The following is a 23,857-nucleotide window of genomic DNA, read 5'->3' on the forward strand; positions in this document are numbered from 1 at the left end:
CATAAGGGTTTCGTATGTCCGTCAGGCGTTTTTCGATTTTAGTTTTCAGCACCTTACTGCTTATTTTCTTAGCCAGTACCGCCTCCAATATCTGGTCTTTAACTCGTAGCAATCAGTCTCTGGATAACGTTAACCGTGAAATTCGCGTGGTGTTGTCGGTTATCGACCCGATTAACCATAGCCGCACCATGCGCGTTCGCGCCATGGAAGCGTTAGAAGAACGCGAGCAAGGTTCCAGCGATCAAAGTCAGCTGGCGCTGGATGGAGCAAAAGTCGTTCTCGGCAAAGCCAATTCTGCGTTCCAGGCCTATCTGGAAGCACCAAAACAGCCCGGCGAACAAACGCTGGCAGAGGCGTATCAAAGCGCATTTGTGAATTATCGCGAGCAAGGTTTGCAGCCGTTACTTGATGCGGTTGCCGCCAATGATGCGCAACGTGCTCGCACGCTGGTGACAACCACCCTGCCGCAGTTAGATAAACAGTTTGAAGTGGCGCTGGATAAGCTGCTGTCGTTTCGCGAACAGTACGCGCAACAGCTTAATAAAGATGCGCAATCGGGCTTTAAGCAAAGCCTGGTGAGCATCGCGATTTTTGCGCTGATTTTCGCCATTATTCTTGGCTCGGCATTCCTGTTACTGAAAAAACGCGTGCTTAATGAATTGGATAAAGCCAAAGCGCATTGCACTGAAATCGCGAGCGGCCTGCTGCACACGCCGATTGTCGCCACCGCGAAGGATGAAATTGGCGCGATGATGCGCGAGTTGGAACAGATGCGCGTTTCGCTGGCGAGTATCATTGGCCAGGTGCGTGAATCGAGCCAGACGGTGGCTTACGCTTCCGAAGAGATCGCCGCCGGGAACACCGATCTTTCTGCCAGAACCGAAGAACAAGCGTCGTCGTTGGGTGAAACCGCCGCCAGCATGGAGCAGCTTACCGTGACGGTGAAATCCACTTCTGAGAATTCCCATCAGGCCAGCAAGTTGGCGAGCGGCATGTTGGTGGCGGCCAATGATGGTAATGAAATTGTCAGCGAAGTGATTGATTCAATGCGCAATATCGAGTCCAGTTCCAGCAAAATCGACAACATTATCAGCATCATCGAAGATATCGCTTTCCAGACCAATATTCTGGCGCTGAATGCGGCGGTTGAAGCGGCGCGAGCGGGCGAACAAGGCCGTGGTTTTGCAGTGGTCGCCAGTGAAGTGCGCAACCTGGCGCAGCGTTCGTCGGTAGCCGCGAAGGAGATCAAAGAGCTGATTGAGCTTTCTGGTGAGCAGGTGAATATCGGCAGCAATCTGGTAAATCGTGCGGGCGAAAGTATGCAGCGAATTTCCAACGCCATTAAGCAAGTGACCGGATTGATGGAAGAAATTGCGGTATCGACCGGTGAGCAAAGCCGTGGCATCGAACAAATCAACCAGGCCGTGGTGCAAATGGATGTGGTGACGCAGCAGAATGCCGCGTTGGTAGAGCAGGCTTCAGCGGCGGCGATGTCTTTGAAAGAGCAGTCGCAGGCGCTGAATGAGACGGTGGCGGTGTTCAAGCTGGCGTAATTTGTTGTCGGGTGACGCTTCGCTTAACCGACCTACAAAATCAAATCATGCCCTTGTAGGTCGGGCAAGCGTAAGCGCCCCCGACAAAAACCGTTTACCAAACCTTTTCGGCAAGCTCCGTCACCAGACGCACTTTGTCCCACTGCTGCTCAGGCGTCAGGCTGTTGCCCTCTTCTGTCGAAGCAAAACCGCACTGCGGGCTGAGGCAAATCTGATTGATATCAACATACTGCGCCGCTTCGTTGATCCGCGCCTGAATCAGCTCCGGGTGTTCCAGTTCGCCATTTTTAGTCGTCACCAAACCCAGCACAACTTGCTGATGGCCCGGACGCACAAAGCGCAGCGGCGCGAAATCGCCGGAACGGTCGTTGTCGTACTCAAGGAAGAACGCATCGACGTTGACCGTGCCAAACAGCACTTTTGCCACCGGCTCGTAACCGCCTTCTGAAATCCACGTCGAGCGGAAGTTCCCACGGCAAACATGCAGGCCGATAACCAAATCGTCAGGCTTGTCTTCCAGCGCTTTATTCAGCACATCGGCGTAGATTTGCGCCAGTTGATCCGGGTCGTCGCCGCGCTGGCGAATTTCTTCACGCTGCGCGTCCGAGCACAAATAGGCCCACACGGTGTCATCGAGTTGCAGGTAGCGGCAGCCTGCTGCGTAAAATGCCTGAATCGCATCGCGCCAGGTGGCGGCGAGATCGTCGAAATACTCTTTTAAATCAGGATAGACGGTGCTGTCGATGGCATTACGTCCGCCACGGAAATGCAGCACGCTCGGGCTAGGAATGGTCATTTTTGGCACCGCGTTGCCGCTGATGCTTTTCAGGTAACGGAAATCTTCCAGCATCGGGTGTTCGCCAAAGCCCAGTTTGCCGACCACTCGCACGCTGTGCGCTTTGGTTTGCACGCCGTTGAACTGAATCCCCTGCTCTGATTCATAACGTTCCACGCCTTGCAGGCCGTCAAAAAAGTCAAAATGCCACCAGGCGCGGCGAAACTCGCCGTCGGTTACGACGTGCAAACCGCAGGCACATTGCTGTTCAACGGAGGCGCGAATCGCGTCATCTTCCACTTTACGCAGTTGTGATGCGTCGATTTCGCCCGCAGCAAAAGCCAGGCGGGCGTTTTTAATGGTCGCCGGGCGTAAGAAGCTGCCGACGATATCGGCACGGAACGGGGCGCGATGAGTGGTGGTTTGTGTCATGTTTTTTCTCCTTCCCTGGCTAATTAATTTAGGCAGGTGATAATTCATTATTTGAACTTATGGCCATCTGGACGGCTAAATCATGAAGTTGAGAATGGCAGATGCGAGACATGAGAACAAACGAAGATCTTTCATGGTTATTGAAAATAATTCATGTTGTTAAGGTGATGTGAATTGCAAGTTGATCTGCATCACACTTTGCCGTCTAATATGACGTCCTGTTTTTGAGCCTCCCGATTATGATTGTTCGCCCGCATCAACACTGGTTTATCCGCTTATTTGTCTGGCATGGTTCGGTTCTACAAAAAATCTATTCACGCCTGTTACTGAACCTCGCGCTTTCCATTAGCGTCATTTTCTTTCTCCCCTGGTATGAAACCCTCGGCATCAAGCTGACCACCGCCCCGTTCAGTATTCTCGGCGTGGCGATTGCTATCTTTTTAGGTTTCCGCAACAGCGCCTGTTACGCCCGCTTTAACGAAGCGCGCACGCTGTGGGGGCAACTGGCGATTACGCAGCGTTCATTTTTGCGCGAGGCGAAAAGCGTGCTGGGTGAAGATCAAAGCCAGATCAGCGCGCTGGTGAATTTGCAGATTGCGTTTTGCCAGGCATTACGGCTGACGTTGCGTAAGCGCCCGGTGGAAGAAACACTGAAAAAGTATCTTAAGGAAGAGGATTTGCAGTGGGTGATGAAAAGCGCAGCGCCTTGTCATCGCATTCTGATGCTGATGGGCGACTGGCTTGCCGATAAACGCAAGCAAGGGCTGATTTCTGATGTGGTGTGGAGCAGTCTGAATCATCATCTTAACGATCTTTCGGCGGTGGCCGGAGGCTGCGAGCGCATCGCGGGCACACCCGTACCGTTTGCCTACACGCTGATTTTGCACCGTACCGTTTACCTGTTTTGCATTATGCTGCCCTTCGCGCTGGTGACAGATCTGCATTACATGACGCCGTTCTTATCGGTGTTTATTTCCTACACGTTTATTTCTCTCGACACGTTGGCCGAGGAGTTGGAGGAGCCGTTTGGCACCGAAGACAACGATTTGCCGCTGGACGCCATCTGCAACAGCATCGAGCGCGATTTACATGATATGGATGGAAGCGAGGACTTGCCGGAGAAAGTGCGCCCGAACCGCCATTATCGGCTGAGCTAGGCGCACTGATTATTTAGAAATAGTTAAAAAATTGGGCCGACGAAATCGCGTTTGCCCAACGGCACACCCGCCTGGCGCAGAATGTCGTAAGCGGTTGTGAAGTGGAAATAGAAGTTCGGCGTGGCGAATTTGTACACGTAGCTGCGAGCGGTGAAACGCAGTTCGTGTTCGCGCGCCATCACTACGATTGGGCGCTCGTCATCGCCGTCCAGCTGAGCGTCGGTAATGCCCTTCATGAACTCAACCGTTGCGGCAATGCGTGCCTGAAGTTGGGCGATGGTAGTTTCGTTATCTTCCATCACCGGCGCGTCAACGCCTGCCAGGCGAGCAACACCGCGCTTCGCCATATCCGTAGTGATTTGTACCTGGCGCACCAGCGGATACATATCTTCTGCAAGTGCCGCATTCAGCAGGCTTTCTTCTGTTTTGCCGTTCTCTTTTGCCCAGTTGGCGGCTTTATCAAGAATCGCAGATAAATTGTTTAAACCGAGAATAAACTGAGCGTTAGTTTCGCTGTAAATCGACATGGTAACTTCCTTCAGGGATGACAAAAGTGGGCCAAGATTACACTCAGTTAGCGTCTCTCGGATAGCAAATTCACGCCTCAGTTAAAGCTAAAACCTTCGTCAGCCCAACCGGTTATTCCGCCAATCATAATCTTTACCGGGCGACCCAGACGCGCCAGTTTCAGTGCGGCGCGATCGGCTCCGTTGCAATGCGGCCCGGCGCAATACACCACGAACAAAGTATCGGCGGGCCACTCGGCCATCCGTTCAGCGGAGATATCACGATGACGCAAATGCAACGCACCGGGAATATGGCGGCGAGCAAAAGCTTCTGGCGAGCCGACCACATGCAACAGCACAAAATCCACATCCTCTTCTTTCATCGCGCTATGCACATCATCGCAATCTGTTTCGAGATTCAGACGCTGGAGAAAATGAGCAGCAGCAATTTCAGGCGCAGCGGCTGGATAATCAGTAACATAACTCATAGAACCTCCTCGTGTGGGTGAGACACCACTATACGCGGGGCGCGAGTTATGTCGAATGGCTCTGGCGTTACAACGAAAAATTGCAATAACGTGCCCCATCATTTCGGGGAAAAGCTCGACACCACACCCGGCGCTTACCGCAAGACATTTACTTCAAGTAACGAAAAAATGATTACTTCACGCGAAACAACGTGATAGAGATAACGGCATTATTTTGACAGTTAGCAGATGAATGTATCTGGAGAAGATATGCGTAAATTGAATGTATTTGTTTTTTCAGCGGCTTTGATGGCCGGTTCTTTGCCAATGGCGTTTCCGGCGTTTGCCGCAGATGCACCGGTTGCAGCTCCCGCCCCTATAGCGACCCCTGCCCCGCAAAGTTCTTCTTTTGATATCCAGGAGTTCCACGCCGATTACAAGCCATTCAAAATTGGCGACATCGTGCCGGATTTGTATCGCACCAAGGAATACCAGATTGACGCCTGGAAAATTCGCCACCTCCCGGCACCTGAAGCAGGCAGCCACTGGACGTACATGGGCGGCAACTACGTGTTGATTACTGACGCGGAAGGCAAGATTTTACGTGCGATGAAAGGCGAGATTTTTTACGGCCACTAACAGAACAAACCCCGGCATTGCGCCGGGGTCTTTTTTTATGCCACACGCATCGCTTTGATTTTTGAATAACCGTACTCAAAAATCATATCCGTGGTGCACATAAAGACAATCACATCACCTGATTCACACTCAGCAATCGCTTCGTTTAATTCCACATCAAAATCTTTCGACAGTTGCGGCATTAGCATCTGCATATCGCCCGGATAATCTTCATCTTCATCGGCTGGCATATCTTCAATTTTTGAACCGCGAACCACGTAAACCAACAGATTTTTGTCATCGACGACAATCGGTGCGCGCAGGTGCTTGCCGGTAGGATGCTTAGCCATGTTTATTACCCTTTTACTGAAAGCCGAAATTTGGCGCTATCCTCGCAAAAGATGGCATGAAAAGACAGCCCCGGACTAAGCTGATGGGTATCAAAACTGAAACTGAGGTCGCTATGAATAAGAAAATGCCTGCTCAATGCCACTGTGGTGCGGTCGCGTTTACCGTTGAACTGACGGACGGATTCAATACTATCCGCCGCTGCAATTGTTCATTTTGCCGGATGCGCGGCGCGGTTGCCGTTTCGGCGCAGCTTTCCGGCATTGAAGTGATTAAGGGCAAAGACAAACTCACGGAATACCGTTTTAACACGGGCGAAGCGAAGCATTTCTTCTGCTCGGTATGCGGCATTTACACCTTCCACCAGCGCCGCTCTAACCCCGAACAATACGGCGTGAACGTCGCCTGCATCGAAGGCGTTTCGCCTTTTGATTTCCCGGAAGTTCCCGTATCGGAAGGAGCACATCATCCAAAAGATGGCGGTGGCGGTATTGCGGGGTATTTGACGTATAGAGTGGCTGAATAGCGACAAACGCAGGGAAATGTAATGACGGAATTATCCTTTTCGCCGATTTTTGGAATTTCCGTCAAAGTGCCTGATGCAAAGGGGCGCAAGCCCCTAAATCTAATTAACCACGAAGGATTAATCCAGGAACTGAAGGTTTAACCCGAAGAAAATCTGCCAGTGAGGCTGTCCTGGCCCCCGGTCTGCAACCGAACCTTGAGGCTCCACAAAGAAGTTGTAAACGGTTTTATCCTGCTTGATAACCTGCCCAATACCTAAACCCAGCGGTACACTGTAGCTATCATTCTGGAAGTTATAGACCCAGATAGGCGCCGCTCGCAGATAAGTGCCACCACCCAATTGATAGAATAAAAATGGCTGGAAAGTACCCAAATTCACGTCGCTGCGGTTGTCTTCACCGGCAAAGCTATGCTGCCATGAGGCCAGATAACCGTACTGGAATTTTGGCGAACTGGCATCGAAGAGCACGTTGACCAGGCCTGCAGACCATTTTTCTGTTCCCAGCGCATCTTCAGTCGCAGTCGGCGCCGTAATTTGCGGACCGAAACCAAAACTCACTGCCGGATTGCCGGTATCAATAAGCCATGACGCAAATAAGTTCAGATCCCCTAAACCTGTTTTATGACCACCACCAGGCGCAACCGGATAGGTATTAATCGGTAGCGAACCACGCAACAGCCATTTGCTGTCACCTAATGAAAAAGGCTGCGCATAACGGAACCAGAACTGATTGGCATCCTTATCCGTACCGCTCACATCCCCGATGTAATAGTTCTGCATATTAAATGCAGTCATATTCGCCAGAGGGTTGTTTGCCTGCGCCGCATCCGGGGCATGCTCTTGCGCAGCTAAGGCATAAGATGAAGCAAGGCATAATATTGAAGGTAAAATCGAGTAGGAAAGACGCATAGGATTACCTGAAGTAAACCCCTGCAACCGCGACGCCGCAGGGGAATTATTTATGGTGTAACGATGTTGAACCAGAACTCAAACTTGTCCATGTAGCCCAGCATCTCATCGAGCTTCGCCCCGTTACCGGTGACTTTCACTTCGCCTTTATCTTCAGCCTGCTTCAGGGTTTCTTCTTTCAGGATGATCTTATTGAGCGTTTCACGGTTAAGCGTAATAGTCGCATCCGCGTCTTTCGCTTCAGCACCTGCGGTATGGTTCAGTACGCCATTTTCCAGCTCCAGTTTGTACTTGCCGCCGTCGCTGCCGAGATCGATATTAAACACCGCTTTAGCGCTTGCCGCTTTTTCACCATTGATGTGAACCCCGAGGTAATCGAAGAACATCTCCGGCGACATGGCTTTCACCGTATCCGGGCTTGCGGTATTTGGGGTCGGCAATTTCTGAACCCCATTACGCAATTCCTGCGCGCCGGTCAGGTAGAAGTTACGCCATGGTCCAGACTCTGCCTGATATCCCAGTTGCTCGAGTGCGTCAGCTTCCAGATTACGTGCCGCCTCGTTGTTTGGATCGGCAAATACGACCTTACTGACAACCTGCGCAACCCAGCGATAATTACCCTGTTCGTAATCCGTTTTCGCTTTTTGCAGGATGTTATCGGCACCGCCCATGTACTCGACGAATTTCTTCGCGGCTTCTTCTGGCGGCAGTTCATCGAGTGTTGCCGGGTTGCCATCGAACCAGCCGAGGTACAGCACGTAGGTCGCTTTAACATCGTGACTCACCGAACCGTAGTAGCCACGGCTTGCCCAGGTTTTCGCCAGGCCTTCAGGAAGTTTGAAGTTAGCGGCAATTTCATCACGTGTCAGGCCGGTGTTTGCAAGGCGTAAGGTCTGGTCGTTGATATAGCGGTACATATCACGCTGACCTTTCATCAGATTAACAACGTTTTCATTCCCCCACGTCGGCCAGTGGTGCTGAGCCATAATGATTTCGGCTTTGTCACCCCAGCGGTTAATGGCATCGTTGATATATTTCGACCATGCCAGCGGGTCACGAATTTTCGCGCCGCGCAGGGAATAGGTATTGTGCAGGGTGTGGGTGACATCTTCCGCAGCTTCGATGAGTTTTTTCTCTTCGATGTACCACAGCATTTCGGACGGTGCTTCAGAGCCAGGCGCCATCATGAAATCGTAGGTCAGGCCGTCAATCGTCTCTTTCTGTCCGGTTTTGGTGATGTAGTTCGTCGGGGCGATTAATGTCACCGTCCCGGCAGAAGTCGTAGTACCCAGACCCGCACCCACCTGGCCTTTAACATCAGGCTTCAGCAGGTTGCCGTACATGTAGCTGGCGCGGCGGCTCATGACGTTCCCCGCCATAATGTTCTCGGACACGGCTTCATCCATAAAGCCTGCCGGGGCGTAAATCTTCACCTTGCCTGATTTCACGTCAGCTTCGTCGACAACCCCACGCACACCACCGTAATGGTCAACGTGGCTGTGGGTGTAAATCACCGCGACCACAGGTTTATTGCCACGATTTTTAAAGTACAAATCCATGCCGACTTTTGCTGTTTCAGCAGAAACCAGTGGGTCAACGACAGTAATACCCTCTTTACCCTCAATAATGGTCATATTGGATAAGTCGAGATTACGGATTTGGTATACACCCTCGGTCACTTCAAAAAGGCCGCTGATGTTAATTAATTGGGACTGACGCCACAGGCTGGGGTTGACACTATCCGGCGATTTATCCCCTTCTTTAATAAAGGCATATTTCTGCGGATCCCAGACCACATTCCCCTGCTCGCCTTTTATGACATCAGTGGGAATTGCAGCAATAAAGCCTTTATGTGCGTTGGTAAAATCGGTGTTATCAGAGAAGGGAAGTTGGTTATAGAGTGCATCATTGGCTTGTTTTGTTGATGCCGTTGCCTCTTTGGGGGCTTCCTGCGCAAACAGTGGAGTCAGTACTGTGGATGAAAGCAGCCCTGCCAGAGCAAGACTTTTGACTATTAATTTAAGTCTCATTTCTATTCCTCATAGGTGATCCCTCAAATTACTCAGATTATCCGAGTAGTTACATCGAGTAATAATTCATTGGTTTAAATAACATTTACGACTATGGAGTATTGTCGTTTTTAAATATAACCAAGGAGTTACATTTCGCCATATTGGAATACAAAATATTAACACTTAAACTTTTGCTGGTTCGAAGTTGTCAGGAGTAAGGTCGCAGGCTGGTATTGCGCGTAGTCATACCATTGACGTTTGGAGACATTCAAACAGCTTGATTTGCACGTTTGTGGCTAGCGTCTTTCCCGCGCATAGCGGACTATAATCGCCAAGCATTTGTCCGCTGTGTGCCAGGAGCGGACTCAATGTAATGCTATCCGTTAAATCCTTATTCGATGCGTTCCACATTTGGATGACGCTCGGTTGCGGCTTCATGGAAAATGTCACCCAACCAGCCGGCAATCTCGCCTTCTGTCATATCGTCTGGTATAGCTATGTCATAAAGTCGAGAAAACTTTCTCTCCGTCAGGTCAGCACGAAATACCAGCCATCGTTCATTCTTACGTTGAACGCCAATATGCCGCCCAAAAACGTTATATATCAACATATGCAATCTCCGATCATACTAATGAGTCCCTGAATCTATGATATATACGTCAGAGAAGGCCAGTGAGTAAATCGTATATATATGAAAGGCCAACGTCCGTTGTTCGCTCACAGCGGACCTCATGGTCTTGTATCCAGTCCGCTCCGGGTCAGGAGCGGACTGTACGAACATGGCGGCAGGTCAGATATTTAAAAGCTCATGTTCAGCTTGGATGGGATATTCAAACTATTAGATCTTTATGATGCGTAATGTCATCACCATCTGTCACCACGCTGATTTATCTCGGTAAAAGAAATACGCGCCTTTGCGCCCAGTTCAGACGTAAAGTAAGAAATATTCAGTCAGGAATATTAGTTTAGCGGAGTGATTATATTTTGGAAAAGATCCAGGCGACTGCGGTTAAATATATCAAGCTGGGAGAGGGAGGCGAATGGGAACATGAGTGCCTGACATCTGGCATTATTAAGTTTGGGTACCACGAGACGCCCCATCAGATGTGCCTTGAGGGGAAGTGGGAGGAAGTGAATAAAGTCTGGTTAAAAGTAAGGAAAAATAACCAGTCCACTGCCACCAGTGATGTCAGGCAGATAAGGACGTTTTACACCGCCACCCCCGATATACTCTTCATTACGTTCAGCCAAGGGTTATTGCATTGGTGCCAACCTTCCGGAGAGGTCACCGAATTGGATGATGGCAGCAGAACCCGCTCCACAGTGAACGGATGGCACAGCCATAGTCTGGCCGGGAACCTTCTCTCTCACTCCATCCTGAGCGGTGCTTTACTCGCTACACAGAATTACCGGGGAACCATCTGTGATGTGCATTTGGCCGATTACGCCCTGCGAAAAATCAATGATGAGCAATCGCCGGAAATCATCGACGCGGATATTGCTGAAGCTCAGTACCTGAAAGCTATTAACAGACTGTGTAGTTTGCTTACCTGGCAGGACTTTGAGTTGCTCGTAGATCTGATTTTCTCCGCCAGCGGATGGAGAAGAACCGGGAGCCTTGGCAGGACACAGAAGACGGTCGATATTGAGCTTGAGCTTCCCACCACCGGAGAACGGGCATTTGTGCAAGTGAAGTCTGTTGCTGAGCAGTCTGTATTCTCTGAATATCTGTCAATGTTCCAGACAAGTAACAGCTATGATCGGATGTTCTTTGTCTGGCATCGAGGTGCATTGAGTGAGGATCTCCGTGCTGAAGGCGTTACTATGATTGGGCCCACGAGGCTTGCAAAACTCATACTGGACACCGGGTTGGCGGGCTGGCTTAGAAATAAGGTTTCGTAATAGCCCGGTACCTTATCGGTTACGAGCATTTATGCTAGAAGATGCATTTTCTTGCTCTGTGTAGTGGATAACTAAATTTGGCCACTTTCTAAGGTATGTTAATTTCCGCTGATCGCTCTTAGCGGACCCTCAGTACCATGCCCCTTCCGCTCCGTGCCAGGAGCGGAAGTTCAACTTTTTACAGATCCTCAGCACAACGTTTTCTCCACGCCACAACACATCTTAAAAATATCGAATCTGACGCCCATCACAAGCGTCAGACAGGCAGCGCGCGATCTTTAACGACCGTTTTCATCACCAGCGTTGAGGTAAGTCTCTGCACGCCTGCTAAACCGGAGAGTTTTTCATCATACAACTCCTGAAAAGCCGGCAAATCCCGGGTGATAACGTGGAGCAGATAATCCGGGTCGCCAAACAGTCGCTGCGCCTGGATAATTTGCGGTATCTCTTCTACCGCCGCCTCGAAGGCGTTGACAGCCTGTCGGTCTCCCTCGCGCAAGGTAACGAAAACTATGGCTGAAAAGCTTAGTCCTAATCTGGCCGGATCCAGATACGCCCGGTAGCCGCTGATCACACCTTCCTGTTCAAGCGCTCTGACCCGACGCTGGCAGGATGACAGGCTGATCCCTATCCGTTCCGCCAGGTCAGTGAGCGAAAGTCTCCCATCTCGCTGGAGCTGCGCAAGAATATTGCAGTTTGTTCGATCCATTCCTGAAAACCTCCCGACTCTCATACGTTTTTGAGCTTTATATGAAAGCACATTCCGTATTAAAAGCGATATTCTTTCTTCTCTTCCAAACGTATCAGACAGGTTAAGGTTTTCCTACATGCAGGTTTCAGTAATTGATAAAAGACCGCTAAGAGATGGGGTCAATAAGGATAACGGCATATGTCACTGAATATGTTCGTTGCATTCTGGGCTGTTTCCGTGCTTTTCGTTATCACGCCCGGTGCCGACTGGGCTTACGCCATTTCAGCCGGCATCAAGGGACGCCGTGTTGTACCAGCAGTTGCCGGTATGCTAAGCGGCCATCTTGTTGCAACGCTCATCGTGGCAGCGGGAGTCGGCTCGGTCATTACGGGAGCGCCGGGCGTGCTGACCGTTCTGACCGTGGCCGGGGCTGGCTATCTGCTCTGGCTCGGCATAGGCATGCTGCGTCACCCGTCCGCGCCAGCGGCGGGGCAGAATGGAGATGCCGGTTCGCGAATGAAGTGGGCGCTCAAGGGCTTTTGCATCAGCGGGCTTAATCCAAAGGTCTTTCTGCTGTTTCTGGCCCTGCTGCCTCAGTTCACCGACGTCCACGCAGCATGGCCGCTTCCGCTGCAGATGATCGCGCTGGGGCTGTTACATGTGTTCAGCTGCGGCGTGGTCTACCTGCTTGTGGGCTATGGCTCCGGCACGGTGCTTCGGACGCGCCCGCGTGCGGCGCAGAATGTCAGCCGGATTTCGGGCGGCCTGATGATTATTATTGCGACCCTGCTGCTGGCAGAGCAGTTTCTCTGACGCACGACCAAACAGGATAATTAACAACATATCATGCAGCAGATACCCTATGTGCGCTGCGGCACGCCGGGGGTCGAAGGCATCTGGCAAATCGACAAATACAATTAAGCGTTGCGAAAATCAGTATTATCGCACCCGCAACAACCTTTATTAACCCAACGAGTTAACAGAGAACACCATGCCATCAATCACTCTGACATACCTGAAAAAACTCAAGCAGCGTGGCGAGAAGATCACCATGCTCACCTGCTACGACGCCACGTTTGCACACGAGTTGAGCACGGCGGGCGTTGAGATGCTCCTCATCGGCGATACACTGGGGATGATTTTGCAGGGCCATGACAGCACCTTGCCGGTCAGACTGGAAGATATGGTTTATCACACGGCCTGCGTAAAGCGCGGAAACAACGGTGCCTTCGTCATCGCCGACCTTTCTTTCATGACCTGCTCCTCGACAGAGCAGGCCCTGCACAGCTCGGCACAGCTGATGCAGGCGGGTGCCCAGATGGTCAAGATTGAGGGCGGGGAGTGGCTGTGTGACACGGTGCAGCAACTGACGCGCAACGGCATACCTGTGTGTGCTCATATCGGTCTCACCCCGCAGTCGGTTAACGTCTTTGGTGGATTTAAGGTTCAGGGTCGTGACAGCAAGCAAGCAGAAGCGTTGATCGAAACCGCGAAAAAGTTTGAGCAGGCGGGTGCGGCGATGGTGCTGGTTGAGGCAGTACCGGCTTCGCTGGGAAAAGCGTTGAGCGAGGCGGTTTCAATACCGGTCATCGGCATCGGTGCTGGCCCTGACACCGACGGGCAGGTACTGGTTCTTCACGATATGCTTGGCCTGAGCATCACCGGCAAGGCACCAAAATTCGTGAAAAATTTCATGAGGGGACAGGATGACATTCAGGGCGCGGTAAAAAGCTACATTGCCGCTGTCAAAGACGGTAGCTTCCCGGCACAGGAACACTGCTATTCTGAATGATTTATATTAAAAGCCGCTTATTGTTAGCGGCTTTTTTAACGCTGCTAAACCAATTCTTCAAATGAGGTTTTATGAAAATCAGAAGGTTCACTAAGGGGGATGAAATTGCGTTATTCAGGGTCTTTTTATCATCTGTACATACCATCGCATCACACTACTACACACATGAACAATTAGAGGCCTGGGCTCCACCAGATATCGACCCCGAACAATGGGCCAATCACATGAAGGAGCTGCGCCCCTTTGTTGTTGAAGTGGATGGTGAAATAGCTGGATATGCAGATGTTCAGACAAATGGGTACATTGACCATTTCTTTGTCTCGGGAACCTACCCGAGACAGGGAGTAGGGACACTACTGATGAATTGCATTCATGAAGAAGCCAGACAACTTGGAATTGCTGAACTTACTTCAAATGTGAGTAAGGCTGCGGAAGAGTTCTTTCTACGACACGGCTTTCATGTAGTGGAACGGGGTTTTCCAGTCCGTCGTGGCGTGACACTACAAAATGCACTGATGCGGAAATATTTGGCGAAACAATAGAAAGTTGCATGCAGGAAAGCTCATTATCTATGGGTTAAAATGCTCGAATGCATTCCTGTTTCTCACTTTGCTTATAAGGATATTGAAGAAGTTATTATGGATTCATTTAAAATTGGATAAGTCATTATAAGGATATGCCTACAGGCTTATCCTTATAATTGGCATAATAAATTACTGCATTTCGGGATAATCAATATATCCTTCGACACCACCGCCATAATAGGTTGCCGGATCGGCATTGTTCAGTGGAGCCCCTGTTTTAATACGGTTGATGAAGTCCGGGTTTGCCAGAATCATCTGTCCGTAAGATTCCAGATCCGCAAGTCCGGACTGGATATCATCACCGATGTTTTCTCTGCTTTTCCCGGGGCGATTCAGTATCAGCGACTGTGTCCATAATGCCCGCAATTCACCCAGCAGTGTCTCATTGCCCATATGCATAATGTGCAGGTAGCTCAGTCCGAGCTTATTCAGCTCAGCAACCAGGTAACGATAAAGCGCCGGACCTTCTTCACCTTCATTAATACCCCAAATCTGGCTGCCCGGGGATAAACGGATCGCGGTTTTGTCTGCACCAATTTCTTCTGCGATAGCTGCCGCCACCTCCAGCGCAAAACGGGCACGGTTCTCGATGGAGCCGCCATATTCATCGCTGCGCTGGTTGGCGCTTGGTGCTAAAAACTGGTGTATCAGATAGGCATTAGCACCGTGGATTTCCACGCCGTCGGCACCGGCCTCAACCGCACGCCGTGCCGCATAACGGAAATCAGCAACCGTGTTGTGGATTTCTTCCGTTGTCAGTTCGCGAGGCACCGGAATATCCTGCATGCCGGTTGCAGTAAACATCTGTACACCGGGGGCAATAGCGGAAGGAGCCACGCCCTGACGGTGGTGCGGCGTATTGTCAGGATGATTCATGCGGCCGGTATGCATAAGCTGGATGAACAGATGACCGCCTTTATTGTGAACGGCTGAAGTGATTTGTTTCCAGCCAGCCACATGCGCGTCGGTGTAAATGCCGGGCGTCATTAAGTAACCCTGTCCGTCATCGCTGGGCTGTGTCCCTTCTGCAACAATAAGACCCACCCCGGCGCGCTGTGCGTAGTATTCAACCGCAAGTTCAGCCGGCGTGCCGTCATATTCAGCACGGCTACGGGTCATCGGGGCCATCACCAGACGGTTGTTCAGCGTTAAATGCCCGAGTTTGAACGGGGTGAATATTTTATCCATTTTTCTTTCCTGTAGCCTGATAAGAAGATAGGTCGGTAAAACAATGCAGTATTACTGCCAATAAGCTGAAAAGAATGACTGCGCTGCTTTTGAAATTTTATAAATGCCTTTACAGGCGCGGGCGCATATTTCCACTGAACATCCCGCCACGGAAAACTTTTGCCGCCGGGTCAGTGGTGAAGAGCACCAGATCAGTGGTATCCAGCGCGGTGACGGTGTGAACGTCGTCGTCTTCGATAATAATGCTTTCACCCGTATTCAGAATGGCATCACCAATCCGGGCTTCGCCCTCAAAGACATATAACAGGCGCACCACATTACTGACCGGAACAACCGGCAGCTTCAGCTCGCAACCTTCAGCAAGCCGCGTGTCCTGTATCCATGTCTGAGAACGAAAAGTTAACGGCGCGTCTTCAGGGCCGGCAATCAGCCGCCAGTTATTGTCACTGTAAGGCGTGCCAAAGTCATGAAACTGAACCTGTGGCGCCAGGTCGTTTTCAGAGGGACGGATGAATATCTGCAGACACTGCATTGATTCGCCTTTTTCACCCAGAATACGTTCCTCATGCTGGAAGGTGTGCCCGGCGTTCATAAGCATCAGTCGGGTATCAGAAATTTCCTCCTCATTACCTACCGTGTCCAGATGCAGCATTCTGCCTTTACGCATGTAGGTGAGAATTTCATCATCTTTATGAGGATGCATGGAAATTACCGTACCGGGTTTGACGTTTGCCTGGTCAATACGGCCGATTGCACCGATACCACTGTCGTCTGAATCCTGCACCATTCCCGGCCAGAGAATATCAATACCGAAACCGCCAGAGCCATGCTGATGTTTACTGCTGTTTTCAATTTTAAGCATTGTCGTTACTCGCCTGTCAGGGAAGACTGACCCGCACGGAAGGCGTAAACGCTGCCGCACGAGCCTGCTGGCTTATTTATTACTGAAAGGATTCCATTAATACCTGGACCAGTTTCTCACCTTGAGGTGTTGCCCAGCTTCCTGCCAGCTCAGCAATCAGCTGGTTGGTTGTGGTCAGGGTAATGCCATTTTTGTCCATGCGGCGTAGCGCAATCTCATCAGCCATTTTGGTTGGTGAAGCACCGGCGTCAGCAACGACCTGCACGTCAAAGCCTGCAGCAACCAGCGTCAGTGCCGGGTATACCGTACAAACGTCATTGGTCACGCCCGCGATAATCAGTTTCTTCCTGCCAGTCGCCTTAACTGCGGCTGCAAAGTTCTCATCATCCATGGCGTTAACGATGCCGAGGCGTTTGATTCTTGCTTCAAATTCTGTTGGCAGAATGGTTTTCAGTTCTTCAACCAGCGGGCCCTGTGCATACTCTTCCATGCTTGAGGTCAGTACCACCGGCATATTCAGAATTGCAGCAGATTTGGCCAGCATCAGCGCATTACGTTTCAGTTCTTCAAAAGGCATGGATTTGGCCCAGCCCATAGTGCCGACCTGATGGTCAATTAACAGCATGGCAGCGTTGTCTGCGGTGAATTTTTCAAAACTCATGATAGTTATCCTGTAGGTTATGATTAAGCACCTGATACTTAACAACTCTTATCAGGATTTAAGCAGGCGTTTTTTTATCTCCCCTGCGAATAATCAAAGTATAGCCTGTTAGTTTTTGGGATAAATAGTTAATATCAGAATTGAATATTCCACTCATGGCACAATCAACATGGAACTTCTCAACCACATGTCTTACTTTGTCGAGGTCGTCAAAGCACGCAGTTTTCGTGGCGCTGCTGAAGCCCTCGGCATGCCTAATTCCACGCTGTCGCGTAAGATAAACGAGCTCGAAAAGTTTATCGGTCTCAGGCTGTTACATAGGACAACGCGTAAGATTGAACTGACCGAAGCCGGTCTGATTTATTACGAACGAAGCCGGCGCATCATTGATGAAGCGCGTTTGGCACATGAACAACTGGGTTCTCTCCTGGCTCAGCCGCAGGGCATGCTGCGGGTCTCTTTACCAGCCGATTTTGCGGTAGTTATTCTCGCGCCGATTATCAAAGCGTTCTCAGATTGCTATCCGGGTATCAGCTTCGATTTTGATTTAACACCGAGAAATGTTGATTTGGTGTCAGAGCCCTATGATCTGGCTGTGCGCATGGGAAGTCTGCCCGATTCTGGCCTCATTGCACGCAAGCTCGGGTCGCTTACACGCAGCCTTTACGCATCCCCCGACTATTTAGTTCAGAATGGCACTCCCGGTAACCCTGATGAGCTGACGGATCATGAATGTATTGGTATGCGGCAGGATAAGCCCGGTCAATGGCACTTACAGCGCGAAGAAAACCGGATAAGCATCAGAACTTCCGGGCGTTTTCAGATGAACAGCATTGGTATGATGCGTCGTTTTGCCTCAATGGGAGCAGGCATTGCGATTTTGCCTGACAAAATTGTCGGGGAAGACGTTGCGGATAATAAACTGACCCGGGTATTGCCTGACTGGAAGGGGGAAGCGGTCACGATTTATGCTCTGACTGAAACGCGACTGCTACCCGCGAAAACACAGGTGTTTATTGAATTTATGCGTGAGAAGCTGAGTGAGGAAGCTGACTGACGCGCATTATGTTGCCCTCCAGTGAAAAATGAATACTTAATGATTTTAGGCTTATTTTTCACCTCAATAAGCCTGAGAGCCTTATACCATTGTTGGCACGGCGTTTGGTTTAGTGCCAAACTCCCCCGCGACTAACATCATGCTGTATTATTCAACGTGAGCAGGTTAATGGTCGCAGGTTTGTTGTTCTTTTCGTTCGACTTTGAGGATTCCTTTATGCCCCCCTTTCATCAACTTACAGCAACCAGTTTGGGCGGCCAGCTTATCTCAATGGCCGACTACGCGGGTAAGCTGGTTCTGGTGGTGAATACCGCCAGCCATTGTGGCTTCACGCCGCAATACGCTGGCCTTGAAACACTCTACAAGAAATACGCCGCCCAAGGATTGGTGGTGCTGGGTTTCCCCTGCAATCAATTCGGTAAACAGGAACCCGGCGGCGCCGAAGAAATCGCGCAGACCTGTCACATTAATTACGGCGTGAGCTTCCCGATGTTTGAGAAAGTGGAGGTCAACGGCGCCGCTGCACACCCGGTGTTTCGTTACCTGAAAGACGAATTGCCCGGCGTGCTGGGGGGACGGATCAAGTGGAACTTCACTAAGTTCCTGATCGGGCGCGATGGCAAACCGCTCAAGCGTTTTGCACCGTACTCCACCCCGGAAAAAATGGAAGCAGCAATCCTTGCTGCACTTGAAATCTAAGTCTTCCTGTCATTCCAGATTTTAATCGGCACCCACCCCAATTTAAAACTAACGCCCTTCTCCAACCCGCCAAATCTTCTCCGCGTAGCGCCCGACAAGGGCTAGCGAGATGGCGAGCAGCAGGAAGAAAATCACCTTATTGGTGTCATCCCAGAACATTTCGAAATAGCGCGTGTAGAGATTAATCCCAAGAAACGTCAGGCCAAATCCGCGCAGCATACCGTCCTCGGTTTTCAGGCTAATCCAGATACAGGCAATCGCCGCCAGCGCGAATAATAATGACCAGTGCAGTAATTCAATCTGGCGCACGCTTTGCCAGACGTCGAAGTCATAATTGCCAAATATCGACAAAATCCACAACGCGATAAACAAATATAGCAACCCCATTGCTTTACTGACGCTGAATAAATTACGTTGCTGTAAAGGCGTTTTCAGCACGTAACAGGCCGCCAGTAATACGCCGCCAAATAATACAAAGCGAATCGGGTAATTCATGCCAAGCCAATAAGCGCCCCAACCGGAAGCGTAGCCTGTTGACGTGCCGAAATAGCTGCCCAACGCCAATAAACAGAATAACCAGATAAGCCCGGAACGGCTCAAATAGCCAATTGCGGCGTAGATTGCGCAGCCGAGTAAAAAGAGTGGTGCGACATTGCCGCTGCCGGTATCCAGTGCCATGCCAACCTGCGATAAACATAACGCGGTGAATAACACGCCGAGGAATAAAATAGCTTCATTGCTGTAGCGTTTTTCCGGCGTGAGTTTTTGCCGACGGAAACCCCAGAAATAAAGTGCGGCGGCGATAATTGCCAGAATCACGGCGCGGGTGACGTAGCCAAAATCGAATAACAGAGCCATCAAATATTCGTCGGCGACCAGGCTTCCAATAGCAATAATCGCGCAGGCCAGCGCAATCCAGAAGGCGTAACGACTCAGGCGCTGCCAGTCGAAAAGTTGAATTGAGAGATTTTGCTGCAACCGCTGTTGCTCGGTTTCGTCGAGAACCCCTTCTTTACGCCAGCCTTCCAGCGCGTGCCGAATGACTTTTTCCTGTTTGCGTGTCACTTTCATAACGGTTTTCCTTACCTGATTTTACGCATTACGTTACAACATATTGTCGTAATCTATGAGAAGCACAATTCTGAATCATTAAGACTTATATTTCATTTTAGCCGGAGGAAGAGACATGCAGGACTGGAACCCCGCCCTTTACTTGCAGTTTGAAGCTGAGCGCACACGCCCGGCTGCCGAATTAGCCGCACGCATTCAACATCCCGAAGCGCGGAATATTTCTGATTTAGGCTGTGGCCCCGGCAATAGCACGGCGCTATTACATAAAGCCTTTCCACATTCGACCGTAACGGGTGTCGACAATTCTCCGGCGATGCTGGAAAAAGCGCGTGTCGCACTGCCGAATTGTCAGTTTGAGAGCGCCGATATCGCCCACTGGCAACCGGCGGTGAAACAGGATGTGATTTATGCGAATGCGTCATTGCAATGGCTGGGGGATCATTCGTCGCTGTTTCCACACCTTGCCGCGCAACTGGCTGAAGGCGGCGTGTTAGCGGTGCAGATGCCGGATAACTGGCAGGAACCGACGCACACATTAATGCGCCAGGTGGCGGCTGAATTAGGTCAACCGGACTCCGGGCGCGAAGAGTTGCTGCCCGCGCAGCAATATTACGATCTGCTGGCGCAATCAGGTTGCACGGTGGACATCTGGCGCACCACTTATTTCCACGTCATGCCATCGGCGCAGGCGATTATTGAATGGCTGAGTTCGACCGGGTTGCGCCCTTATCTGGCGGGGTTGGACAATATTCAGCAGCAGGCCTTTTTGGCACGTTACCACTCGCTTTTGCAGCTGGCTTACCCGCCGCAGCACGACGGAAATGTGCTGATGCTATTCCCACGTTTGTTTATTGTGGCGCGCAAAACTACAGCGTAACGCCCATCTGGCGCAGCGTTTCCACATCCTGCAATGGGGCTGCGCCAAACGAACGGCGGTATTCACGATTAAATTGCGACGGCGATTCGTAACCCACTTGCCAGGCAACGTTCGCCACATCCAGGCTGCCGGTCAGAAGCAATCGTCGCGCTTCAAGCAGGCGGATCTGCTTTTGATATTGCAACGGGCTCATAATGGTCAGCGCTTTAAAGCGGTGATGCAGGCTCGATGAACTCATCCCGACACGTTTTGCCAGCTCGTCAATTTTCAGGGGTTCGGCAAAATGACGCTTAATCCACGCCAGAGCTTCGTTTACGCCTTTACCCTGCGTCCACGCGAGCGTCTGTTTCCAGAATGCCGAACCCGCGGGGGCTGTGACCAGGCGATAAAGGATTTCCTGTTTGACGAGTTTTGATAAAACCGGCAGGTCGTCAGGCGCATCCAGCAGTTTAACCAGGCGCAAAAAGGCATCCTGTAACGCTTCATCTGATTGCGTGACCCAGGCTCCGACATTCGCCACTTCTTGCTGTTTTTCTGGCAGGGTGATTTGCAAAGAAACGATTAAGTCGGCGATTTCTTTGCTGTCCAGATCGATACGCAAACCATAATAAGGCGCGGATTCACAAGCTTGCGTGACCTGCCCGGAAACCGGCATATCGACTGCTGCCAGCGAATAACTGCCCGGCCCATACTCAGTGACGTTGTCACCGATTAACATCTTTTTGCGCCCCTGCAACACGATGCACATCGAGGGTTGCAACATGCCGCGATTGAGCACGGTCGGCTCAGGCATGCGCACAAAACTCAGCCATGGCAACGCCGTCACAAAATCACGTTCCGACGAGCCACTACGCTGATAATGTTCCGCCACGCGCTGGCAGAGTTCCGCTAAAATGCGGCCCTCAGGCCGCTGAATATTCACTTCTTCTGGCATATCAATGCCCCATAATGGCTTTCGGTTCAAGATACCCTTCCAGCCCGTAAGTGCCAAACTCGCGCCCAAGCCCTGATTGTTTAAAGCCGCCAAATGGCGCATTCGGTTCGTCATAAACACCGTTTACAAACACCCGCCCGGCAATTAACTGGTCCGCCACCGCTGCGGTACGCGCCGCATCTTTGCCGCTCACATAAGCTTGCAAGCCGTAAATCGTGTCGTTGGCGATTGCCACAGCCTCGGCGTCATCTTTATAAGTGATTACCGATAACACGGGGCCAAAAATCTCTTGCTGGGCGATAGTCATATCGTTGCGAACATTAACAAAAACAGTCGGTTTCACATAGTAACCGCGTTCGAAACCTTCTGCGCGCCCTTCGCCACCACACAGTAATTCAGCACCTTCTTCTATGCCCTTGCGGATGTAATCCTGCACGCGTTGAAACTGCTGCGCCGTCACCGAAGTACCGATGTTTTCGCCCGGAACCAGCTGCGAAATATGTTTGCACAGTTGCGTTTTCACCGCTTCAAGTTGGCTTTCCGCCACCAGCAATCGGGTGCCCGCAATGCACGCCTGGCCGCTGTTCCACGACATCACCTGTAACGCGAGCGGAATCGCCCGTTCCAGATCCGCATCGTCGAGCAGCACATTGGCTGACTTCCCACCCAATTCCAGCGTCACACGTTTGAGCGTATCCACCGCGCCACGAGCAATGGTTTTGCCAACAACGGTTGAGCCGGTAAACGAAATTTTAGCAATATCAGGATGACGGGTAATTTCCGCCCCCACCACGTCGCCACGCCCGGTCACAATGTTAATCACGCCATCCGGCAAGCCCGCGGCGTGCAAACATTCGGTGATCAGCGCCGTTTGTTGGGCGCTCATTTCGCTGGGTTTAATGACGGCGGTTGAACCCGAGGCAATCACCGTTGAGAGTTTGCCCGCAATAAAACCGTAATTTGCGTTCCACGGCGTGATCAGCCCGACAACACCGTGTGGTTCCATCACCACGTTTGCGCCGCCGACGCGGGTTTCAAAAGCATAGTCGGCAAGAATATCGCGCATTTGTAAAAAACCGAGGTAAGAACGTTGAACGGTACTTTCTGCAAAGGATCGCGGGCAACCATACTCTTCAACCATGGTGTCGATAAGCTCGGTTTCGCGAGCTTTTAGCGCATCATGCAATTGTTGCAACCAGGCCATGCGCTGTTCACGCGTTGATAGACGCATCGCCGGGAATGCAGCTTTCGCGGCGGCAATGGCGAGGCGCGTATCGTCCACATCAGCCAGTTGAACCTCGGCAATTTTCTCTTCGTTAGTCGGATTAATCAGGTCGATGATTTCTACACCGTGCGGGGTAACAAACTGGCCGTTGATATAGATTTTATTGATGGTTTTCATGTTGCGCTCCAGGTGTGTTTTGACCGGTTCAGTGTCGCCTGGAGGCTGGTTTTTCTTTAGAGCAATGCTGTCAGATGATTGCACAATCCTGCAAATGTGCCGGATTATCCCCTCAGCCGCAGCGGTGGTAATTGGTCAAACACCGAGCGCAGGCAACTGCCCCACATATTGCGAATCTCGCTGAAATACTCGTGTTGCGCGGTGATGGCGTATTGTTGTGAATCGTCAAAACTCTCGGCCTGATACATCATCACATCCAGCGGCAGGCCAACGGATAAATTCGAGTTGAGCGTCGAGTCCATGGAAATCAACGCGCACTGCACCGCCTGTTCCAGACTGGTGTCGTAACTGACGATCCGGTCAATGATCGGTTTGCCGTATTTGCTTTCGCCAATCTGGAAATACGGCGTGTCGCTGGTCGCTTCGATGAAATTCCCTTCGGCATAAATGTGAAACAGGCGCGTGGATTCGCCGCGAATTTGGCCGCCGAGAATAAACGTGGCGGTGAAATCTGCCCCGTCACGGGCGATTACCTCTTTTAAAGTTTGCCCCACCAGAACGGCGGCGTCGTAAAGTGAGCTGACGGTGTAGAGATTTTGCGTGGTGGCGTCTTGTGCGCGGTGTTGCAACAGGTTGATGACGCTTTGCGTGGTCGCCAGATTACCGGCACTTTGCATGATCAGCGTGCGGTCATCGCCACGCTGGAAGACGTGCAATTTTTTGAAGGTCGAGATGTGATCAACGCCCGCGTTAGTGCGCGAGTCGCTGACAAAAATCATGCCGCTGGCTAAGCGCATGGCAACGCAGTAAGTCATAGTTAATTCCTGATGTGAG

Annotated in this window: 26 protein-coding genes; 11 read left to right on the forward strand and 15 right to left on the reverse strand. The window is 51.0% G+C overall.

The genetic code is table 11. From position 1 onward, the window contains the following. Nucleotides 1-14 precede the first annotated feature (14 nt). Nucleotides 15-1,553, forward strand: coding sequence for a methyl-accepting chemotaxis protein (locus D6029_RS07415; protein ID WP_120064156.1), 1,539 nt, complete (start codon nucleotides 15-17; stop codon nucleotides 1,551-1,553). 94 nt (nucleotides 1,554-1,647) lie between these two features. Here the strand turns inward: D6029_RS07415 and D6029_RS07420 are convergent, their stop codons facing one another. Beyond that, nucleotides 1,648-2,760: a cobalamin-independent methionine synthase II family protein gene (locus D6029_RS07420; protein WP_120064157.1), complete on the reverse strand. Its 1,113-nt coding sequence runs from the start codon at nucleotides 2,758-2,760 to the stop codon at nucleotides 1,648-1,650. A gap of 239 nt (nucleotides 2,761-2,999) precedes the next feature. Here D6029_RS07420 and D6029_RS07425 point away from each other — a divergent pair, with 239 nt between their 5' ends. Continuing rightward, nucleotides 3,000-3,917: a bestrophin family protein gene (locus D6029_RS07425; RefSeq protein WP_120064158.1), complete on the forward strand. Its 918-nt coding sequence runs from the start codon at nucleotides 3,000-3,002 to the stop codon at nucleotides 3,915-3,917. Nucleotides 3,918-3,940: 23 nt separating this feature from the next. On the opposite strand, the gene D6029_RS07430 is transcribed toward D6029_RS07425, so the two are convergent. Further along, nucleotides 3,941-4,444 carry a DUF1993 domain-containing protein gene (locus D6029_RS07430; RefSeq protein WP_120064159.1) on the reverse strand — a complete coding sequence of 168 codons (504 nt, stop codon included), beginning with the start codon at nucleotides 4,442-4,444 and terminating at the stop codon, nucleotides 3,941-3,943. 77 nt (nucleotides 4,445-4,521) lie between these two features. Continuing rightward, on the reverse strand, nucleotides 4,522-4,911 hold the full coding sequence (locus tag D6029_RS07435) for a rhodanese-like domain-containing protein (protein ID WP_120064160.1): 390 nt from the start codon (nucleotides 4,909-4,911) through the stop codon (nucleotides 4,522-4,524). A gap of 249 nt (nucleotides 4,912-5,160) precedes the next feature. On the opposite strand from D6029_RS07435, the gene D6029_RS07440 reads away from it, so the two are divergent. Further along, the gene (locus D6029_RS07440) at nucleotides 5,161-5,529 is read left to right on the forward strand and encodes an RcnB family protein (protein WP_120064161.1); all 369 of its coding nucleotides are present in this window, start codon (nucleotides 5,161-5,163) and stop codon (nucleotides 5,527-5,529) included. A gap of 35 nt (nucleotides 5,530-5,564) precedes the next feature. On the opposite strand, the gene D6029_RS07445 is transcribed toward D6029_RS07440, so the two are convergent. Beyond that, on the reverse strand, nucleotides 5,565-5,858 hold the full coding sequence (locus D6029_RS07445; protein WP_120064162.1) for a hypothetical protein: 294 nt from the start codon (nucleotides 5,856-5,858) through the stop codon (nucleotides 5,565-5,567). A 113-nt stretch (nucleotides 5,859-5,971) separates the two neighbouring features. Here D6029_RS07445 and D6029_RS07450 point away from each other — a divergent pair, with 113 nt between their 5' ends. Then, nucleotides 5,972-6,382: a GFA family protein gene (locus D6029_RS07450; RefSeq protein ID WP_120064202.1), complete on the forward strand. Its 411-nt coding sequence runs from the start codon at nucleotides 5,972-5,974 to the stop codon at nucleotides 6,380-6,382. Between the two features lie 117 nt (nucleotides 6,383-6,499). Here the strand turns inward: D6029_RS07450 and D6029_RS07455 are convergent, their stop codons facing one another. The 3 genes from D6029_RS07455 to D6029_RS07465 all read right to left on the reverse strand — a co-directional run bounded on the left by D6029_RS07455 (nucleotide 6,500) and on the right by D6029_RS07465 (nucleotide 9,913). Then, nucleotides 6,500-7,291, reverse strand: coding sequence for a hypothetical protein (locus D6029_RS07455; RefSeq protein ID WP_120064163.1), 792 nt, complete (start codon nucleotides 7,289-7,291; stop codon nucleotides 6,500-6,502). Nucleotides 7,292-7,341: 50 nt separating this feature from the next. Further along, nucleotides 7,342-9,321, reverse strand: a complete 1,980-nt coding sequence (locus D6029_RS07460) for an alkyl/aryl-sulfatase (protein WP_120064164.1) — start codon at nucleotides 9,319-9,321, stop codon at nucleotides 7,342-7,344. A gap of 373 nt (nucleotides 9,322-9,694) precedes the next feature. Then, complete coding sequence (locus D6029_RS07465) at nucleotides 9,695-9,913, reverse strand: DUF7661 family protein (protein ID WP_005182474.1); 219 nt, start codon at nucleotides 9,911-9,913, stop codon at nucleotides 9,695-9,697. A 374-nt stretch (nucleotides 9,914-10,287) separates the two neighbouring features. Between D6029_RS07465 and D6029_RS07470 the strand changes: the two genes are divergently transcribed. Next, nucleotides 10,288-11,205 (forward strand): hypothetical protein, encoded by a 918-nt coding sequence (locus tag D6029_RS07470; RefSeq protein WP_120064165.1) that lies wholly within the window; start codon nucleotides 10,288-10,290, stop codon nucleotides 11,203-11,205. A 256-nt stretch (nucleotides 11,206-11,461) separates the two neighbouring features. On the opposite strand, the gene D6029_RS07475 is transcribed toward D6029_RS07470, so the two are convergent. Further along, nucleotides 11,462-11,914, reverse strand: a complete 453-nt coding sequence (locus D6029_RS07475; protein WP_120064166.1) for an Lrp/AsnC family transcriptional regulator — start codon at nucleotides 11,912-11,914, stop codon at nucleotides 11,462-11,464. 180 nt (nucleotides 11,915-12,094) lie between these two features. On the opposite strand from D6029_RS07475, the gene D6029_RS07480 reads away from it, so the two are divergent. The 3 genes from D6029_RS07480 to D6029_RS07490 all read left to right on the forward strand — a co-directional run bounded on the left by D6029_RS07480 (nucleotide 12,095) and on the right by D6029_RS07490 (nucleotide 14,230). Beyond that, nucleotides 12,095-12,709 carry a LysE family translocator gene (locus D6029_RS07480; RefSeq protein WP_120064167.1) on the forward strand — a complete coding sequence of 205 codons (615 nt, stop codon included), beginning with the start codon at nucleotides 12,095-12,097 and terminating at the stop codon, nucleotides 12,707-12,709. Between the two features lie 178 nt (nucleotides 12,710-12,887). Then, nucleotides 12,888-13,688, forward strand: coding sequence for a 3-methyl-2-oxobutanoate hydroxymethyltransferase (gene panB / locus D6029_RS07485; RefSeq protein WP_120064168.1), 801 nt, complete (start codon nucleotides 12,888-12,890; stop codon nucleotides 13,686-13,688). A 71-nt stretch (nucleotides 13,689-13,759) separates the two neighbouring features. Further along, nucleotides 13,760-14,230 carry a GNAT family N-acetyltransferase gene (locus D6029_RS07490; protein WP_120064169.1) on the forward strand — a complete coding sequence of 157 codons (471 nt, stop codon included), beginning with the start codon at nucleotides 13,760-13,762 and terminating at the stop codon, nucleotides 14,228-14,230. Nucleotides 14,231-14,401: 171 nt separating this feature from the next. Here D6029_RS07490 and D6029_RS07495 read toward each other — a convergent pair whose 3' ends face one another. From D6029_RS07495 to D6029_RS07505, 3 genes are all read right to left on the reverse strand, one after another. Next, nucleotides 14,402-15,460, reverse strand: a complete 1,059-nt coding sequence (locus D6029_RS07495; protein WP_120064170.1) for an alkene reductase — start codon at nucleotides 15,458-15,460, stop codon at nucleotides 14,402-14,404. Between the two features lie 109 nt (nucleotides 15,461-15,569). Next, nucleotides 15,570-16,322, reverse strand: coding sequence for a pirin family protein (locus D6029_RS07500; RefSeq protein ID WP_120064171.1), 753 nt, complete (start codon nucleotides 16,320-16,322; stop codon nucleotides 15,570-15,572). A 79-nt stretch (nucleotides 16,323-16,401) separates the two neighbouring features. Beyond that, nucleotides 16,402-16,983 carry an isochorismatase family protein gene (locus D6029_RS07505; RefSeq protein WP_120064172.1) on the reverse strand — a complete coding sequence of 194 codons (582 nt, stop codon included), beginning with the start codon at nucleotides 16,981-16,983 and terminating at the stop codon, nucleotides 16,402-16,404. Between the two features lie 169 nt (nucleotides 16,984-17,152). On the opposite strand from D6029_RS07505, the gene D6029_RS07510 reads away from it, so the two are divergent. Both D6029_RS07510 and D6029_RS07515 read left to right on the forward strand, forming a co-directional pair. Further along, nucleotides 17,153-18,040 (forward strand): LysR family transcriptional regulator, encoded by an 888-nt coding sequence (locus D6029_RS07510; RefSeq protein ID WP_120064173.1) that lies wholly within the window; start codon nucleotides 17,153-17,155, stop codon nucleotides 18,038-18,040. Between the two features lie 216 nt (nucleotides 18,041-18,256). Further along, nucleotides 18,257-18,739: a glutathione peroxidase gene (locus tag D6029_RS07515; protein ID WP_120064203.1), complete on the forward strand. Its 483-nt coding sequence runs from the start codon at nucleotides 18,257-18,259 to the stop codon at nucleotides 18,737-18,739. A gap of 48 nt (nucleotides 18,740-18,787) precedes the next feature. Here D6029_RS07515 and D6029_RS07520 read toward each other — a convergent pair whose 3' ends face one another. Beyond that, nucleotides 18,788-19,810 (reverse strand): DUF2157 domain-containing protein, encoded by a 1,023-nt coding sequence (locus tag D6029_RS07520; RefSeq protein WP_120064174.1) that lies wholly within the window; start codon nucleotides 19,808-19,810, stop codon nucleotides 18,788-18,790. A gap of 115 nt (nucleotides 19,811-19,925) precedes the next feature. Here D6029_RS07520 and tam point away from each other — a divergent pair, with 115 nt between their 5' ends. Beyond that, nucleotides 19,926-20,687: a trans-aconitate 2-methyltransferase gene (gene tam, locus D6029_RS07525; protein WP_120064175.1), complete on the forward strand. Its 762-nt coding sequence runs from the start codon at nucleotides 19,926-19,928 to the stop codon at nucleotides 20,685-20,687. Here tam and D6029_RS07530 read toward each other — a convergent pair. From D6029_RS07530 to D6029_RS07540, 3 genes are all read right to left on the reverse strand, one after another. Then, nucleotides 20,677-21,651 (reverse strand): AraC family transcriptional regulator, encoded by a 975-nt coding sequence (locus tag D6029_RS07530; protein WP_244212382.1) that lies wholly within the window; start codon nucleotides 21,649-21,651, stop codon nucleotides 20,677-20,679. The two genes, tam and D6029_RS07530, sit on opposite strands and share 11 nt — an antisense overlap. Then, on the reverse strand, nucleotides 21,623-23,023 hold the full coding sequence (locus tag D6029_RS07535; RefSeq protein ID WP_120064177.1) for an aldehyde dehydrogenase family protein: 1,401 nt from the start codon (nucleotides 23,021-23,023) through the stop codon (nucleotides 21,623-21,625). Before D6029_RS07535 ends, D6029_RS07530 begins: the two co-directional genes overlap by 29 nt. A 104-nt stretch (nucleotides 23,024-23,127) precedes the next feature. Beyond that, nucleotides 23,128-23,838: a proteasome-type protease gene (locus D6029_RS07540; protein WP_120064178.1), complete on the reverse strand. Its 711-nt coding sequence runs from the start codon at nucleotides 23,836-23,838 to the stop codon at nucleotides 23,128-23,130. Between the last annotated feature and the right edge of the window lie 19 nt (nucleotides 23,839-23,857).

Origin of the sequence: Buttiauxella izardii, assembly GCF_003601925.1 — a bacterium.
In the GTDB taxonomy this organism is placed as follows: domain Bacteria; phylum Pseudomonadota; class Gammaproteobacteria; order Enterobacterales; family Enterobacteriaceae; genus Buttiauxella; species Buttiauxella izardii.

What these genes read in the sequence shown, in the direction of transcription:
- D6029_RS07500 (WP_120064171.1), bottom strand. Translation starts at nt 16,322, where the DNA reads ATGCTTAAAATTGAAAACAGCAGTAAACATCAGCATGGCTCTGGCGGT.
- D6029_RS07535 (WP_120064177.1), bottom strand. Translation starts at nt 23,023, where the DNA reads ATGAAAACCATCAATAAAATCTATATCAACGGCCAGTTTGTTACCCCG.
- D6029_RS07415 (WP_120064156.1), top strand. Translation starts at nt 15, where the DNA reads ATGTCCGTCAGGCGTTTTTCGATTTTAGTTTTCAGCACCTTACTGCTT.
- D6029_RS07455 (WP_120064163.1), bottom strand. Translation starts at nt 7,291, where the DNA reads ATGCGTCTTTCCTACTCGATTTTACCTTCAATATTATGCCTTGCTTCA.
- D6029_RS07540 (WP_120064178.1), bottom strand. Translation starts at nt 23,838, where the DNA reads ATGACTTACTGCGTTGCCATGCGCTTAGCCAGCGGCATGATTTTTGTC.
- D6029_RS07440 (WP_120064161.1), top strand. Translation starts at nt 5,161, where the DNA reads ATGCGTAAATTGAATGTATTTGTTTTTTCAGCGGCTTTGATGGCCGGT.
- D6029_RS07505 (WP_120064172.1), bottom strand. Translation starts at nt 16,983, where the DNA reads ATGAGTTTTGAAAAATTCACCGCAGACAACGCTGCCATGCTGTTAATT.
- D6029_RS07480 (WP_120064167.1), top strand. Translation starts at nt 12,095, where the DNA reads ATGTCACTGAATATGTTCGTTGCATTCTGGGCTGTTTCCGTGCTTTTC.
- D6029_RS07520 (WP_120064174.1), bottom strand. Translation starts at nt 19,810, where the DNA reads ATGAAAGTGACACGCAAACAGGAAAAAGTCATTCGGCACGCGCTGGAA.
- tam (WP_120064175.1), top strand. Translation starts at nt 19,926, where the DNA reads ATGCAGGACTGGAACCCCGCCCTTTACTTGCAGTTTGAAGCTGAGCGC.
- D6029_RS07510 (WP_120064173.1), top strand. Translation starts at nt 17,153, where the DNA reads ATGGAACTTCTCAACCACATGTCTTACTTTGTCGAGGTCGTCAAAGCA.
- panB (WP_120064168.1), top strand. Translation starts at nt 12,888, where the DNA reads ATGCCATCAATCACTCTGACATACCTGAAAAAACTCAAGCAGCGTGGC.
- D6029_RS07430 (WP_120064159.1), bottom strand. Translation starts at nt 4,444, where the DNA reads ATGTCGATTTACAGCGAAACTAACGCTCAGTTTATTCTCGGTTTAAAC.
- D6029_RS07490 (WP_120064169.1), top strand. Translation starts at nt 13,760, where the DNA reads ATGAAAATCAGAAGGTTCACTAAGGGGGATGAAATTGCGTTATTCAGG.
- D6029_RS07445 (WP_120064162.1), bottom strand. Translation starts at nt 5,858, where the DNA reads ATGGCTAAGCATCCTACCGGCAAGCACCTGCGCGCACCGATTGTCGTC.
- D6029_RS07420 (WP_120064157.1), bottom strand. Translation starts at nt 2,760, where the DNA reads ATGACACAAACCACCACTCATCGCGCCCCGTTCCGTGCCGATATCGTC.
- D6029_RS07450 (WP_120064202.1), top strand. Translation starts at nt 5,972, where the DNA reads ATGAATAAGAAAATGCCTGCTCAATGCCACTGTGGTGCGGTCGCGTTT.
- D6029_RS07460 (WP_120064164.1), bottom strand. Translation starts at nt 9,321, where the DNA reads ATGAGACTTAAATTAATAGTCAAAAGTCTTGCTCTGGCAGGGCTGCTT.
- D6029_RS07495 (WP_120064170.1), bottom strand. Translation starts at nt 15,460, where the DNA reads ATGGATAAAATATTCACCCCGTTCAAACTCGGGCATTTAACGCTGAAC.
- D6029_RS07515 (WP_120064203.1), top strand. Translation starts at nt 18,257, where the DNA reads ATGCCCCCCTTTCATCAACTTACAGCAACCAGTTTGGGCGGCCAGCTT.
- D6029_RS07465 (WP_005182474.1), bottom strand. Translation starts at nt 9,913, where the DNA reads ATGTTGATATATAACGTTTTTGGGCGGCATATTGGCGTTCAACGTAAG.
- D6029_RS07475 (WP_120064166.1), bottom strand. Translation starts at nt 11,914, where the DNA reads ATGGATCGAACAAACTGCAATATTCTTGCGCAGCTCCAGCGAGATGGG.
- D6029_RS07425 (WP_120064158.1), top strand. Translation starts at nt 3,000, where the DNA reads ATGATTGTTCGCCCGCATCAACACTGGTTTATCCGCTTATTTGTCTGG.
- D6029_RS07435 (WP_120064160.1), bottom strand. Translation starts at nt 4,911, where the DNA reads ATGAGTTATGTTACTGATTATCCAGCCGCTGCGCCTGAAATTGCTGCT.